This window comes from Umboniibacter marinipuniceus, assembly GCF_003688415.1.
In the GTDB taxonomy this organism is placed as follows: domain Bacteria; phylum Pseudomonadota; class Gammaproteobacteria; order Pseudomonadales; family DSM-25080; genus Umboniibacter; species Umboniibacter marinipuniceus.
On the sequence record NZ_REFJ01000002.1, the window covers coordinates 466,819 to 479,570 of the forward strand.

Sequence of the window (12,752 nt, forward strand, 5' to 3'; positions counted from 1 at the left end):
AAGAAATCAAGGATACAACCTTTTTTTGGTTGATTTTCCAACGATGTGATTATATTTCAATCAAAATTAACTAGTGGTGATGATGTTGATGACTTTTGTCAACGGTATCGACCGTTAATTTTGCTAACTGCTGAAAAGCATTAAAGGTGCCGAAGAGTATTAGAATCACCGCTAGAAGACGGCGCACATGAGGAGTTTTAAACCAATTCCCTACACTGCCTAGCAACCCCACACCCAGCATCGCCGGCAACGTTCCGAGGCCGAATGCAAGCATGGTTAACGATCCGGAAATGGGCGATGCGCTAGCTGTAGACCAAGCCAATGCTGTGTAAACCATGCCGCAGGGTAATAGCCCCCACAGCGCTCCAGCCATTAGACTAGTGCCATGGTTTCGTATGGGCAAAACCTTTCGCGCTAATGGACGAAGTGGCTGCCAAATTACCTTAGCTCCCAACTTTTCTAGCCAACCTAGCACCTGCTTAAACCCTAAAAGGTAAACGCCCATCGCAATGAGTAACACGGCGGCAAGCAAACGTAGTGCTAGGCCCGCCTCGGCACTGAAGGCTATCAATTCACCTAAGTAGCCCACAATCAGACCCAATAGTGCATAGCAACTCAATCTACCGAAGTTGTAGCTTAAGGCTAACCAACGATTGGCTCGCTCATGGCCAGCTGTAACCGCCATGGCTATCCCGCCGCACATAGATAGACAGTGCGTAGACCCCGCTAAACCAAATAACAACGCAGCAAGCATCGCTTCATTCATCGCGTTTAGCTTCCTCAATGTCATCGTCAAACAATATTCTACCGCCTTCACGTTCAAGATCGTCGAACTGTCCCGAACGTACCGCCCAGAACAATAAGGCTATGATCAGTGCGAAGATCACTAGCGCGATGGGGATTAACAGGTATAAGCTTTCCATTTATCTACTCAACTTCAACGCATTCAAAACGACGATTAAGCTCGACAAGCTCATTCCAACTGCTGCCGCCCAAGGGGGGACAAATCCCATCACCGCCAGCGGTAACGCGACTAAATTGTAGAGCAACGCCCAACCAAGATTTTGTTTGATGGTGATATTCAAGCGGCGTGCGTTTCGCAGCAAGCCCGCTAAGCCAAAACCTTTCGAGGCATTGAGCACAACGTCCGCGTGGCAACGCGCTAGCGCTGCGCCAGAACTCATCGCCACCGACACATCGGCTCCGCCAATGACTGGAACATCATTCAATCCATCCCCTACCATTAATACTCGCCTTCCTTCGCCTCGATACTGCTGCAAAAGGCGATACTTGTCTTCCGGCTTCTGCGCTGAGAAAAACGTATCAATGCCTGCCGCCTTTGCAACGCTAGCGACTGTATCTTGGTGATCACCTGATACCAACAACACCTCGATGCCTTGCGCCTTTAATTTAGAAATATCATTGAAGATGCCATCGCGCAAGGTATCGGTAATGGTAAATTTAGCGACTAGGCTGTGATTACAGCTAAGTGCCACCACTGGCTCCGAAGTCGCCGCTGGATCACAAAAACTGGGCTTGCCGATGCGCCATTCTTGACCGTCAACTTGAGCCCTTACACCCTCGCCGATAATCACTTCCAAGTTGTCGGGGCTTATGTTGGTAGGACGAGTGTTGAAGGCCGAGGCAATAGGGTGAGAAGATTCGCGCTCAAGCGCAGCGGCAATATCTAACACCAAGTCCTGGGTGAACACCGACGAAAGAATCTCTGCTGACGCGACCCGCAACTCACCGGTGGTGAGGGTACCTGTTTTATCCAGAAATATCGTATCAACCCGATCTAGCGCTTGAAGCGAGCGCGCCTGAGTCACCAAAACCCCCTGCTTCTTGAAGCCAAGAATGGATGAGGTTATTGCTACGGGTGTCGCCAAACTTAAAGCACAGGGACAGGTAACCACTAATACCGACAGAGCAATCCAAAAAGCATCTTGAGGCGCGCTCACCGACCAGTACCAGTAGCTCGCGGCGGCTATGATCAACACGCTGGCAATAAAGCCGCCGGCGATACGGTCAACGAGTTGTGTAATGGGTGGTTTCTCGTTAGCGGCGGCGCCCAGAAGTTCATTGATCTTAGCTGCCTGAGACTGCTCTGTTGGCGTATCCATGCGATAGCTAAAGCTTTCACCCGTGTTAATCGTTCCCGCGAAGACCCGGTCACCTGGGTGCTTTCTAACCGCTAGGTGTTCGCCGGTTAATAGTGACTCATCCATATGGGCTGAATCGGATGACAGTACACCGTCGGCTGGTGCCGTTTCGCCTTTGAGCACTTGAAGTAGATCACCTTCCCGAATCGCCATGGTGGGAACCCACTGGAAGCCACCGTCTACGAAGCGCAATGCCGAGCTCGGCAACCAAGCGGCTAAAGAAAAGAGGGTTTGTCGTTCGCGATGCTGCGCACGATGCTCTAAATATCGACCTGAAAGTAGAAAGAAGACGAACATCACCACCGAGTCGAAGTAAACTTCGCCTGAGTTAGTGAAAGTGGCCACAATACTGGCACCCCACGCTAAGCTAATGGCGATAGCAACGGGTACCTCCATCGTCAACGAACGACCCTTGAGCGCTCTGTATGCGCCGCTGAAGAATGGTTCAGCCGAATAGAAAACCACTGGAATTGAAATGGCTAGGCTAAACCATCGCATCAGCGAGCGATGTGAGTCATCAATTCCGCTCATTTCACCGGCGTAGAGTGCTACAGCAAACATCATTACCTGAAGAAAGGCTATACCAGCCAAGCCCACCTTGAAGAGTAATGATCGGAGTTCAACGGCAAAATGCTCCGCTGCGTTCTCCTCGTTCCAGGGACGCACACGATACCCCAAGGCACTGAGCGCTTGTAAAATAGTACTTAGCTTTGAACGACTAGGATCCCAAGTAAAACGCAGGCGATGGCTAGCGGTGATAACCTGGGAATTGGCTGCGCCCTGCGTTTGTGACAGCCGCTTTTCAATTAGCCAGGCACAGGCCGAACACGTAATACCTTCAACCAGCAAGTCAACGCGAGTCGTCCCATCTTCTATTTGGCGACAAAAATCCTTCTGAAAGGCAGCGTCGTCGAAGATAGCCCAATCGAAACGATGTTCATCTGGGCGAATGGCCGGCTCGTCTCTATGTTTATAATAGGCGGCGAAGCCATCGTCAAGAATCATCTCTGCCACCGCTTGGCAACCGGCACAGCAGACCGGTTGTGAGACGTTATCAAAGGTCACAAAAAGATCGGTGCCTGGCGGGACGGCTTCGTTACAGTGGAAGCAACTAGTTGCCATTGGCCTCAAGTCGCACGCTATTTCTTACGGAGAGGTCTAACTCACCAGTGAGCAGCCATGATGAACGCGCCAGCGGCTCAATTTGAACATACCAACGGTGGATAAGATTCCCTTCACCTAATCCTTCAAAGCGGAGGCTATCGCCCACTCGCTGAACAATAAACTGTTGGTCCAAATCTTCCGAAACCGGGTGAATTAAACGTAAAATCAAGGTGTCAGCTTGCTCCGGATTCAGATTTAGATCAACCACTACTTCAACCACCTCATCCAGCTGATCGAAAGTGATGTTCGCCTCCAAACCTAGTGCCTGAGCCTCGTCAGCCTTGGCAATTCGTTCATTAATGGCCAAGCCTTCCTTATAATAATCACTGACTACAACGTCGTCAGCACCGCTAATGGAACGACCAACGAAGATGAGCGCGAAGACCACGTCAACCAAGAGGATCCCTAAAACAAAAAGCGCCCAAGGTTGTTTGAACCAGCGTGTGTCTTCATGTGTAGCATTCACATTTGAATCAGTCATTAGCGTACCTGTGGCGCCATAAAGCGCGTTTCAATGATCTTCACTAAGCTCGGATCTTCGATAGCTCTAACCTCTACTTCGATGTCGTAGCGAAGGCGATTGATGTCGGCAGGATCAACCGTAATTAAAATGATCCCTTCCTTAACGTCACCACCCTCAACTTCTATTGATGTGTCTCCCGACAAGATAAATTGATCGTTATCCAATATACGTAATTCATAACGATGTGTATCACCAAGCATATTGACAATCTTGACTCGGTACGGGTTTTCGATCTGGCCAGCGTTATTGATACGATGCATCACATTTCGATCACGCTCGATATCGGCCTCCATCGGGACCCGTTGAACCAAAGTTGTCACGAGTGCACCTGCCATAAGTAGGATAAAGAACACGTAGCCAATCAAACGAGGCCGTAGAAATTTAGTCTTGCCACCCGCTATATTATTCTCGGTGGTAAAGCTAATGAGTCCGCGCTCATAGCCCATTTTGTCCATGATTGAATCACAGGCATCTACACATAACCCACAGTTGATACACTCGTATTGCAAGCCATCACGAATATCGATATCTACCGGGCAAACCTGCACGCACCAAGTACAATCGATACAATCTCCAAGGCCTTGTTCCCGGTAATCCACCTTGGGTTTACGTGGACCGCGTTTCTCACCTCGCTGCTCGTTATAGGTCACAACAAGAGTGTTGGCATCATACATGACTGACTGAAAACGCGCGTAAGGGCACATGTACTTACAGACTTGCTCGCGGAGAAAGCCCGCATTTGCGTAGGTCGCAACCAAGAAGAACATCACCCAGAAAACTGCCGATGGCGCGGCATTAAAGGTGGCGAGATCAACCACTAGCTCCCGAATTGGCGTGAAATAGCCAACGAAAGTTAAACCCGTTAAGAAGCCTACCAGAATCCAAGATCCGTGCTTAGCACCCTTACGAGCAACCTTTTCAACATTCCAAGGCATTTTGTCGAGCTTCATTCGCTTGCCACGATCACCTTCGGTTTTGTACTCAAGCCACATGAAAATCTGCGTCCAGACAGTCTGCGGACAGGTAAAACCACACCACACTCGACCAAATACATTAGTCACTGCAAACAGCGTGAACGCGGAGATGATTAGTAGGAAGGCTAGCAAAATACCGTCTTGAGGGTAAAAGGTAACCCAAAAGATATGAAATTTTCGTTCCGGCAGATCAAATAAAACAGACTGACGCTCCATTAAATTTAACCAAGGGGTAAGGAAATAGGCTAGCAATAACGGCCAAACGAACAACCGGCGTAACTTCAGAAACTTGCCGTTGGACAAGTGACGATTGTATACCTTGTCATGATCGCCTGCTAAATCGACATAAAGCGTCTCCTCATTCTTGGCAGGTATGCGTTCGCCCATTTTTCTTCACCTCTAAATGATTCACACAATAAAAAGCGGCAGCCTAGGCCACCGCTCTTGAACTAAGCCGTAAGCGCCCTGATCTAGTCTTTCGACAGGCCGTAAACGTAGCCGGCGAGCAAGTGGATCTGTTCTTCACTTAGGCTATGACCGAACTTCGGCATGACGCCATTTCGACCACTACGAAGTGTATGCTTGATCATACCCTCTGAGCCACCGTACAACCAGATATCATCGGTCAAATTAGGAGCGCCTAACATCTGATTGCCTTTAGCATCGGCATTATGACAAGCCGCACAGAACATACCAAACTTCTGTTCGCCTGCAGCCACTGCATCATCATTAGTTGCGCGTCCCGTAAAGGCGAGTAAGTATTGCGTCACCTCGTCAATACCCTCTTCACCCAATGCAGCGCTCCAACCCGGCATCGCTGCAACGCGGCCGTTATTTAGCGTTGCGACGATGTCTGCAGGCTCGCCACCGTATAACCAATCATTATCGGTAAGATTCGGGAAGCCAAAGTTACCTCTTGCGTCTGAACCATGACAAACTGAACAGTTGTTGGCAAACAAACGACTACCGGTTTGTTGGGCGCGCTCGTTATCTACTAACTCTTCTACGCTGTACTGCATGTATTCAGCTAACACCGCACCGTAGCGTTCGTCAGCTGCTTGCTGGCGCTCTTCGAGCTGACCAACTTGCGTCCAACCAAAAACACCTTTGTAGTTACCCATTCCAGGGTAAACTATTAGGTAGGCAATACCGAAGACAAAGGTAGCTACGAACAAACCGAACCACCAGCGCGGCATTTCATTCTCAAGCTCATAAATGCCGTCAAATTCATGCCCAGTAGTTGGGTCATCAGGGTCCTGATTAATCCGCGGGGTCTTGCGATTAGCGAATAAAATCCAAGCTTGGATCACCAAGAAGACGCTAGTCAGAATAATGATCCACCAACTCCAAAAACTATCCATCATTTCTTCCCTTCTTCATTCTCTGGTAACTCGTCAGCGAACGGTAGGTTCGCTGCCTCGTCAAAGTCACGTTTGCGATTCTTGCTGAATGCCCATGCGAAGATGAGAATCATTGCAAGAAAAGCTAAAACAGTGCCGATTCCTTCTAAAGTTCCCGACGACATGATTTAGCGCCTCTCGGTAATTGAAAGACCAAGACCCTGCAGGTAAGCAACCAAAGCGTCAATCTCTGTCTTCCCAGCAACGTCTTCTTGCGCTGAAGCGATCTGCTCATCCGTGTAAGGGACTCCCAACGTACGCATTGCCGCCAACTTTTTAGGCGTCAACTCGCCGGTTAGCACGTTCTCAAACAACCACGGGAACGCCGGCATATTTGACTCTGGAACAACATCACGAGGATTGTACAAATGCGCGCGATGCCATTCATCTGAGTATTTTGCGCCCACTCGAGCTAAATCAGGGCCAGTACGTTTTGAACCCCAGAGGAACGGGAATTCATAAACGTGTTCGCCTGCAACGCTATAATGGCCGTATCGCTCGACTTCACCACGAAGTGGACGAATCATCTGAGAGTGACAGGTATTACAGCCTTCGCGAATGTAGATGTCGCGGCCTTCAAGTTGAAGCGCAGTCCAAGGTTTCAAGCCTTCAACAGGTGTAGTTGTTTCTTCTTGGAAGAACAATGGCACAATTTGCACCAAGCCACCGAAGCTGATCATGACAGTAACAAGAACTACCATCAGCCCGATATTTTTTTCGATAACTGAATGATTCATTTCTCTTAATCCTTACGCTGCAGCCGGCTGAATTACTGGGCGACCATTATCAGCGGGCGTTCCAATCTTAGCGGTTCGATAAACGTTGTAGAGCATGATTAACATACCAGCTAGGAACAATGCTCCACCGACGAAGCGAACAAAGTAGCCTGGGCCGCTTGCGACAACTGAATCTACAAAGCTGTATGTCAATGTTCCGTCATCATTAAATGCACGCCACATTAAGCCTTGGGTAATACCATTCACCCACATTGAGGCGATATAGAGAACCGTACCGATTGTTGCTAACCAGAAATGGCTGTTGATTAGCTGTACCGAGTACATTTCTGTACGGCTATACAGACGAGGGATCAAATGATAAAGCGCGCCAATTGAAACCATTGCTACCCAACCCAAGGCACCGGAATGAACGTGACCGATTGTCCAGTCAGTGTAATGGGAAAGCGCGTTCACGGTCTTGATGGCCATCATTGGGCCTTCGAATGTTGACATTCCATAGAATGAAAGCGATACCACAAGGAAACGAAGTGTCGGATCGGTTCGCAGCTTGTGCCACGCACCGGACAAAGTCATAACACCATTAATCATACCGCCCCAGCTAGGTGCGAGTAGGATCAACGACATCACCATACCAAGCGACTGCGCCCAGTCTGGGAGCGCTGTGTAATGAAGATGATGCGGGCCAGCCCAGATGTAAATACCAACCAGAGCCCAAAAGTGCACCACTGACAAACGGTAGGAGAAAACTGGACGCTCTGCTTGCTTGGGTACGAAGTAGTACATAATCCCAAGGAAGCCTGCAGTTAGGAAGAATCCTACGGCGTTGTGTCCGTACCACCACTGAATCATGGCATCCGTAGCGCCGCTGTAGATTGAATAGGATTTAAAGAGCGAGACCGGCAATTCTAGGTTATTAACAATATGAAGCACTGCAACGGTTAGGATGAATCCACCGAAGAACCAGTTAGCGACATAAATATGAGCAACTTTTCGCTTAACGATTGTTCCGAAGAACACGACGGCATAAGCTACCCAGACAACGGCGATAAGAATATCGATTGGCCATTCGAGTTCAGCATACTCCTTCGAAGAGGTGAAACCCATTGGCAATGTAATAGCCGCTGCAACAATAACCAGTTGCCAGCCCCAAAATACAAACCATGCCAATTTCTCAGCGAATAACTTCACCTGACTGGTCCGCTGAACAACATAAAATGATGTTGCCATCAGAGCACAACCACCAAATGCGAAGATTACCGCGTTGGTATGAAGTGGACGCAAACGCCCGAAGTGCAAGTAAGGACCGATGTTTAACTCAGGCCAGTACAGCTGCGCTGCAATCAACACACCAACGGCCATTCCCACGATACCCCACACCACCGTCATGATGGAAAAGTAGCGAACAATCTTAAAACTGTAATCTACTGTAAGGTTCGATGTTGCTTGAGAAGTACTCATAAAATTTATCCGATCTCAGTAACATTTTGATTATTTAAAAAACCTCTAGAGGTTTTCCGTAACTGCCATTCTAAATAGTAGAAGATAATTTAAATTTAGCCCCCACTAAATAACCACATTTATTTTATGGTTTATATCAAACTCATAATGCCATAAATACGATTCAAAAAAAATGCCTTTAGTGACACAAAGCAAAAAAATTTATGCAGCAACGAAAGAAACGGAAAAGCCCAGTAAAACTGGGCTTTAGGTGATTAAAATTAAACCAACTTTAACTGTGAGAACGCCCTTTTGCCGCGCTAATCTTCAAACGTAGCGCGTTCAATTTAATGAATCCTTCTGCGTCTTTTTGATCATATGCGCCTTCGTCCGCTTCGAAGGTAGCAATTTTTTCGTCAAACAGTGATTGTTCGCTGCGACGCCCAACCACCGATACGCTACCTTTATAGAGCTTCAAGCGCACTTCGCCGTTCACGTACTGCTGGGTTGAATCAATCGCAGCCTGCAGCGCTTCACGCTCCGGTGACCACCAATAGCCGTTATAGATTAGCTTGGCGTATCGTGGCATCAGCTCGTCTTTTAAGTGAGCTGCCTCGCGATCTAAAGTCAGCGATTCAATTGCCCGATGCGCCTTTAACATAATGGTTCCCGCTGGCGTCTCGTAACAGCCGCGAGACTTCATACCAACATAGCGGTTCTCGACAATATCAAGACGACCAATACCATTCGCACCACCCAGCTCATTTAAGCGCTCCATAACCGTCGCCGCGGAACAAGCTTCGCCATCAATCGCAATGACATCACCCTTCTCATAACTTAGGGTTACGTAAGTCGGCGCGTTAGGGGCCTCTTCGGGAGAAACACTCCAACGCCAGATATCCTCTTCCGGCTCCCACCAAGGGTCTTCAAGGTTGCCGCCCTCGTAGGAAATGTGAAGAAGGTTTGCATCCATAGAATAGGGTGACTTCTTGCCACGTTTCATTTCCACTGGGATATTATGTTCAGCGCAATACTGCATCAACAGCTCGCGAGAGTTTAAATCCCACTCACGCCATGGCGCTACAACCTTTAGGCCAGGCATGAGCGCATAGGCACCCAGTTCAAAACGTACCTGGTCATTACCTTTACCCGTAGCACCGTGCGAAATGGCGCCTGCGCCAACCTTCGCAGCAATCTCTACCATACGTTTGGCAATGAGCGGACGAGCAATAGAAGTCCCTAGAAGATATTCACCCTCGTAGATGGCATTCGCGCGAAACATTGGAAAAACATAGTCTTTCGCAAACTCTTCGCGAAGATCTTCAATGAAAATCTCTTTAACACCTAAGGCCTCAGCCTTTGCACGTGCAGGCTCAACTTCTTCGCCCTGCCCAATATCCGCGGTAAAAGTGACCACTTCGTAGTCATAGGTTTCCTGGAGCCACTTAACGATTACGGAGGTATCCAAACCTCCAGAGTATGCTAAAACAATTTTTTGCTTCTCTGACATCTTCCTACCTAAACTCAATTAACAAGTAATCTGCACAATTTAGCGCTCAGACGGCAATAAAGCGAATGAAAAATAGCTGAAGTAGCTATAACCATAAGTTGCAGTAACGCCTCAACCGATTTTTTCGATGCGTAGAATTAATAATGAACATCTGCCAGCCATTAAGCTAAAATAGCGCCAAACAGACTATGGAGCTTGCTCGAATGGAACTTACTATTACGCGCCCGGATGATTGGCACCTTCACTTTCGTGACCACGAAGCCTTGGAACTGACCGTTCCTGACACCGCCAGATATATGGCACGCGCTATCGTCATGCCTAACCTTACTCCTCCGGTGGTCAACGCCGAGCAGGCCAAAGCCTATTTTGACCGCATCACCGCTGCAACGCCAGCTAGCACTCAGTTCAAACCTTTAATGGTATTGTATTTAACCAACGCCACCAGCGTCCAAGACATCATTGATGCTAAAAACAGCGGTGTGGTCGTTGCCGCTAAGCTTTACCCCGCTGGCGCCACCACTAACTCTGACTCTGGCGTGACCGACATTAAAGCGATGTATCCCGTATTCGAAGCGATGGCCGAACAGGGGCTTCGCCTTCTCGTTCATGGCGAAGTAACCCACGTCGACGTTGATATTTTCGATCGCGAGAGTGAGTTCCTAAAGACTTATCTGGCCGATATCGTCGCCACCTTCCCTACCCTAAAAGTGGTACTTGAACATATCACCACTGAAGAGTCAGTGAACTTCGTAGAACAGGGGCCGGACAACCTCGCTGCAACCATTACCGCACACCACCTACTTTACAACCGTAACGACATGTTAGCGGGTGGAATTCGCCCTCACCTTTACTGCTTGCCGATATTAAAGCGTAACACGCACCAACGGGCGCTGCTTCGCGCCGCCACGAGCGGCAACCCAAAGTTCTTCCTAGGTACCGATAGTGCCCCACATGCAAAAGGCGCGAAAGAAGCGGCCTGCGGTTGTGCTGGCTCCTATACGAGTTTTGCAGCCATTGAGCTCTATGCCATGGCATTCGAGCGCGAAGGCGCACTCGACAAACTCGAGGCGTTTGCGAGCCATTTTGGACCGGATTATTACGGACTTCCAAGGAATAGTGACACCATCACCTTGACCAAGAAATCATGGCAAGTCCCTGAATCTTTCTATTTTGGCAAGACTGAGCTGGTGCCTTTAATGGCCCGCGAAGAAATTGAATGGAGTGTTAGCTAATATGTCGATAGCAGAGCGATTCCGCGGTTTCCTCCCTGTTGTCATGGATCTCGAAACTGGCGGCTTCGAAGCCGCCACTGACGCTATTCTAGAGATGGCGTTGGTCACGCTAAAGATGGAAGACGGTAAGCTCGTTAGAGACCAATCCTACGAATATCATATCAAACCGTTCGCCGGCGGCCGACTTGACCCCAAGGCCCTGGAGTTTACCGGGATAGATGTCACGGACCCCAACCGTGAGGCAATTCGTGAAATTGAAGCCTTCAAGGCAGCGTTTGAGATAATTCGTCAAGATGTCAAAGCTAAGGGTTGTAACCGTGCGGTATTGGTTGCCCACAATGCTCACTTCGATTTGGGATTCATTAACCAGGCTATCTCGCGCAACAATATTAAACGCTCACCACTGCATCCATTTTCCTGCATGGATACGGCTACGTTAGCCGGTTTAGCCTACGGACATACAGTACTCGCCAAGGCATGCAAATTATCGGGAATGGAATTTGATGGTAAGCTTGCTCACAGTGCTTTGTACGATACCGAAAAGACCGCCGAGCTATTTTGCCGCATCGTGAACCGCTGGCATGAACTAGGAGGTTGGCCGCTAGCCACCCCCGCTACAGATGAAAGGACAGCAGAAGTTTAACCTTCTGCTCCAATCATGTCAGCATAAGTGGCTTTGAGGAAATCGCTTAGCCACTGCATTTCAGCACTATATCTTCGGTCTGGCGCCATATATAGCCAAAACTTCAATTCCGGCACCACTAAACCAGGCGGCATTCCGATATTAACGATATCGCTCAAGTTTGAACCGGGTAGCTGCATAAGATCCACGCCAGAGTATACACAGTCAGTTCGACGAATAATTTCTACAATCGAGCCAACATCCGGTGTGTCGTATACCACTTTTCGACGCAAATTCTGTGCTGCCAACCACTCATCAACAAGACCGCCTGTATAACGCGTCATAGCGGGAACGAGGTAGCGAACATGAGGAAAACTCAAAAAGCTATCCATCGTCATTTCGGAACGAGTGAGTGGATGACCTTTCTTAACCAGCGTTGCGAATGGGACGGGGCCCAGCGCTTCGCCAGCGGTTGGGCGCGCACCAATCCGAGGCGGAAAAGCGATAATCATATCTAACTCCCCCTGATCCATTCGCCGCCAACTATTGTCCGTCACACCTTCCGAAATAACGCGGATACCGGGCGCAGCTCGTTGTAAGCGCGCAAGGAATTCAGGCATAAGCTGTTGACCAAGATAAGACAACACCGCTAGGCGCAGCTCTATGTCAGCGGTACTCGGATCAAAGGATCTGAGATCAACAAAATCTTCGATTGATTGAAGTAACTGCGGCAGTTCCTTGGATAAGTTTGACGCCAACGGCGTCAGCTGCATTTTTGTACCCACTCGCATGAGCAGCGTGTCATCAAAGAGCTCGCGAAGGTTAGCCAATGTTTTGGACATGGCGGACTGGGTTACGAATAGCTGTTTAGCGGCTTGACTCACCGAGCATGTTGTTAGCAACACCTGAAGCGCTACTAGCTGGTTTAAGTTGATTCGAGATAACTCTACGCGTTTCATATAGTACTCAATGATATTTTTGCCAATCATAG

Annotated in this window: 13 protein-coding genes; 2 read left to right on the forward strand and 11 right to left on the reverse strand. The window is 48.8% G+C overall.

Going from position 1 to position 12,752, the window contains the following annotated elements; genetic code table 11:
• Positions 1-70: 70 nt before the first annotated feature.
• The 10 genes from DFR27_RS06005 to DFR27_RS06050 form a co-directional block, all read right to left on the reverse strand.
• Positions 71-766 carry a sulfite exporter TauE/SafE family protein gene (locus tag DFR27_RS06005; RefSeq protein WP_170150795.1) on the reverse strand — a complete coding sequence of 232 codons (696 nt, stop codon included), beginning with the start codon at positions 764-766 and terminating at the stop codon, positions 71-73.
• Positions 759-923: a cbb3-type cytochrome oxidase assembly protein CcoS gene (ccoS, locus tag DFR27_RS06010; protein WP_121876540.1), complete on the reverse strand. Its 165-nt coding sequence runs from the start codon at positions 921-923 to the stop codon at positions 759-761. The genes DFR27_RS06005 and ccoS overlap by 8 nt, the downstream gene beginning before the upstream one ends.
• Positions 924-3,284 (reverse strand): heavy metal translocating P-type ATPase, encoded by a 2,361-nt coding sequence (locus DFR27_RS06015; RefSeq protein WP_121876541.1) that lies wholly within the window; start codon positions 3,282-3,284, stop codon positions 924-926. It lies immediately after the preceding gene.
• Positions 3,274-3,807, reverse strand: coding sequence for a FixH family protein (locus DFR27_RS06020; RefSeq protein ID WP_121876542.1), 534 nt, complete (start codon positions 3,805-3,807; stop codon positions 3,274-3,276). Before DFR27_RS06020 ends, DFR27_RS06015 begins: the two co-directional genes overlap by 11 nt.
• Positions 3,807-5,210 carry a cytochrome c oxidase accessory protein CcoG gene (gene ccoG, locus DFR27_RS06025; RefSeq protein ID WP_121876543.1) on the reverse strand — a complete coding sequence of 468 codons (1,404 nt, stop codon included), beginning with the start codon at positions 5,208-5,210 and terminating at the stop codon, positions 3,807-3,809. Before ccoG ends, DFR27_RS06020 begins: the two co-directional genes overlap by 1 nt.
• Before the next feature lie 83 nt (positions 5,211-5,293).
• Positions 5,294-6,187, reverse strand: coding sequence for a cytochrome-c oxidase, cbb3-type subunit III (gene ccoP / locus DFR27_RS06030; RefSeq protein WP_342766693.1), 894 nt, complete (start codon positions 6,185-6,187; stop codon positions 5,294-5,296).
• Positions 6,184-6,348: a cbb3-type cytochrome oxidase subunit 3 gene (locus DFR27_RS06035; RefSeq protein WP_121876545.1), complete on the reverse strand. Its 165-nt coding sequence runs from the start codon at positions 6,346-6,348 to the stop codon at positions 6,184-6,186. Before DFR27_RS06035 ends, ccoP begins: the two co-directional genes overlap by 4 nt.
• 3 nt (positions 6,349-6,351) lie before the next feature.
• On the reverse strand, positions 6,352-6,960 hold the full coding sequence (ccoO, locus tag DFR27_RS06040; RefSeq protein WP_121876546.1) for a cytochrome-c oxidase, cbb3-type subunit II: 609 nt from the start codon (positions 6,958-6,960) through the stop codon (positions 6,352-6,354).
• A 12-nt stretch (positions 6,961-6,972) separates the two neighbouring features.
• The gene (gene ccoN / locus DFR27_RS06045; protein WP_121876547.1) at positions 6,973-8,418 is read right to left on the reverse strand and encodes a cytochrome-c oxidase, cbb3-type subunit I; all 1,446 of its coding nucleotides are present in this window, start codon (positions 8,416-8,418) and stop codon (positions 6,973-6,975) included.
• Positions 8,419-8,689: 271 nt separating this feature from the next.
• A complete protein-coding gene (locus DFR27_RS06050; protein ID WP_121876548.1) occupies positions 8,690-9,907 on the reverse strand; it encodes an argininosuccinate synthase in 1,218 nt (405 codons plus the stop codon).
• Positions 9,908-10,110: 203 nt separating this feature from the next.
• On the opposite strand from DFR27_RS06050, the gene pyrC reads away from it, so the two are divergent.
• Together pyrC and rnt are read left to right on the forward strand one after the other, a co-directional pair.
• Entirely contained in the window at positions 10,111-11,139 is a 1,029-nt protein-coding gene (gene pyrC, locus DFR27_RS06055; protein WP_121876549.1) for a dihydroorotase, read from the forward strand.
• 1 nt (position 11,140) lies between these two features.
• A complete protein-coding gene (gene rnt, locus DFR27_RS06060) occupies positions 11,141-11,782 on the forward strand; it encodes a ribonuclease T (protein WP_121876550.1) in 642 nt (213 codons plus the stop codon).
• Here the strand turns inward: rnt and DFR27_RS06065 are convergent.
• Positions 11,779-12,750, reverse strand: coding sequence for a LysR family transcriptional regulator (locus DFR27_RS06065; RefSeq protein ID WP_121876551.1), 972 nt, complete (start codon positions 12,748-12,750; stop codon positions 11,779-11,781). The two genes, rnt and DFR27_RS06065, sit on opposite strands and share 4 nt — an antisense overlap.
• Positions 12,751-12,752 lie beyond the last annotated feature (2 nt).

What these genes read in the sequence shown, in the direction of transcription:
- DFR27_RS06005 (WP_170150795.1), bottom strand. Translation starts at nt 766, where the DNA reads ATGAATGAAGCGATGCTTGCTGCGTTGTTATTTGGTTTAGCGGGGTCT.
- ccoS (WP_121876540.1), bottom strand. Translation starts at nt 923, where the DNA reads ATGGAAAGCTTATACCTGTTAATCCCCATCGCGCTAGTGATCTTCGCA.
- DFR27_RS06015 (WP_121876541.1), bottom strand. Translation starts at nt 3,284, where the DNA reads ATGGCAACTAGTTGCTTCCACTGTAACGAAGCCGTCCCGCCAGGCACC.
- DFR27_RS06020 (WP_121876542.1), bottom strand. Translation starts at nt 3,807, where the DNA reads ATGACTGATTCAAATGTGAATGCTACACATGAAGACACACGCTGGTTC.
- ccoG (WP_121876543.1), bottom strand. Translation starts at nt 5,210, where the DNA reads ATGGGCGAACGCATACCTGCCAAGAATGAGGAGACGCTTTATGTCGAT.
- ccoP (WP_342766693.1), bottom strand. Translation starts at nt 6,187, where the DNA reads ATGATGGATAGTTTTTGGAGTTGGTGGATCATTATTCTGACTAGCGTC.
- DFR27_RS06035 (WP_121876545.1), bottom strand. Translation starts at nt 6,348, where the DNA reads ATGTCGTCGGGAACTTTAGAAGGAATCGGCACTGTTTTAGCTTTTCTT.
- ccoO (WP_121876546.1), bottom strand. Translation starts at nt 6,960, where the DNA reads ATGAATCATTCAGTTATCGAAAAAAATATCGGGCTGATGGTAGTTCTT.
- ccoN (WP_121876547.1), bottom strand. Translation starts at nt 8,418, where the DNA reads ATGAGTACTTCTCAAGCAACATCGAACCTTACAGTAGATTACAGTTTT.
- DFR27_RS06050 (WP_121876548.1), bottom strand. Translation starts at nt 9,907, where the DNA reads ATGTCAGAGAAGCAAAAAATTGTTTTAGCATACTCTGGAGGTTTGGAT.
- pyrC (WP_121876549.1), top strand. Translation starts at nt 10,111, where the DNA reads ATGGAACTTACTATTACGCGCCCGGATGATTGGCACCTTCACTTTCGT.
- rnt (WP_121876550.1), top strand. Translation starts at nt 11,141, where the DNA reads ATGTCGATAGCAGAGCGATTCCGCGGTTTCCTCCCTGTTGTCATGGAT.
- DFR27_RS06065 (WP_121876551.1), bottom strand. Translation starts at nt 12,750, where the DNA reads ATGATTGGCAAAAATATCATTGAGTACTATATGAAACGCGTAGAGTTA.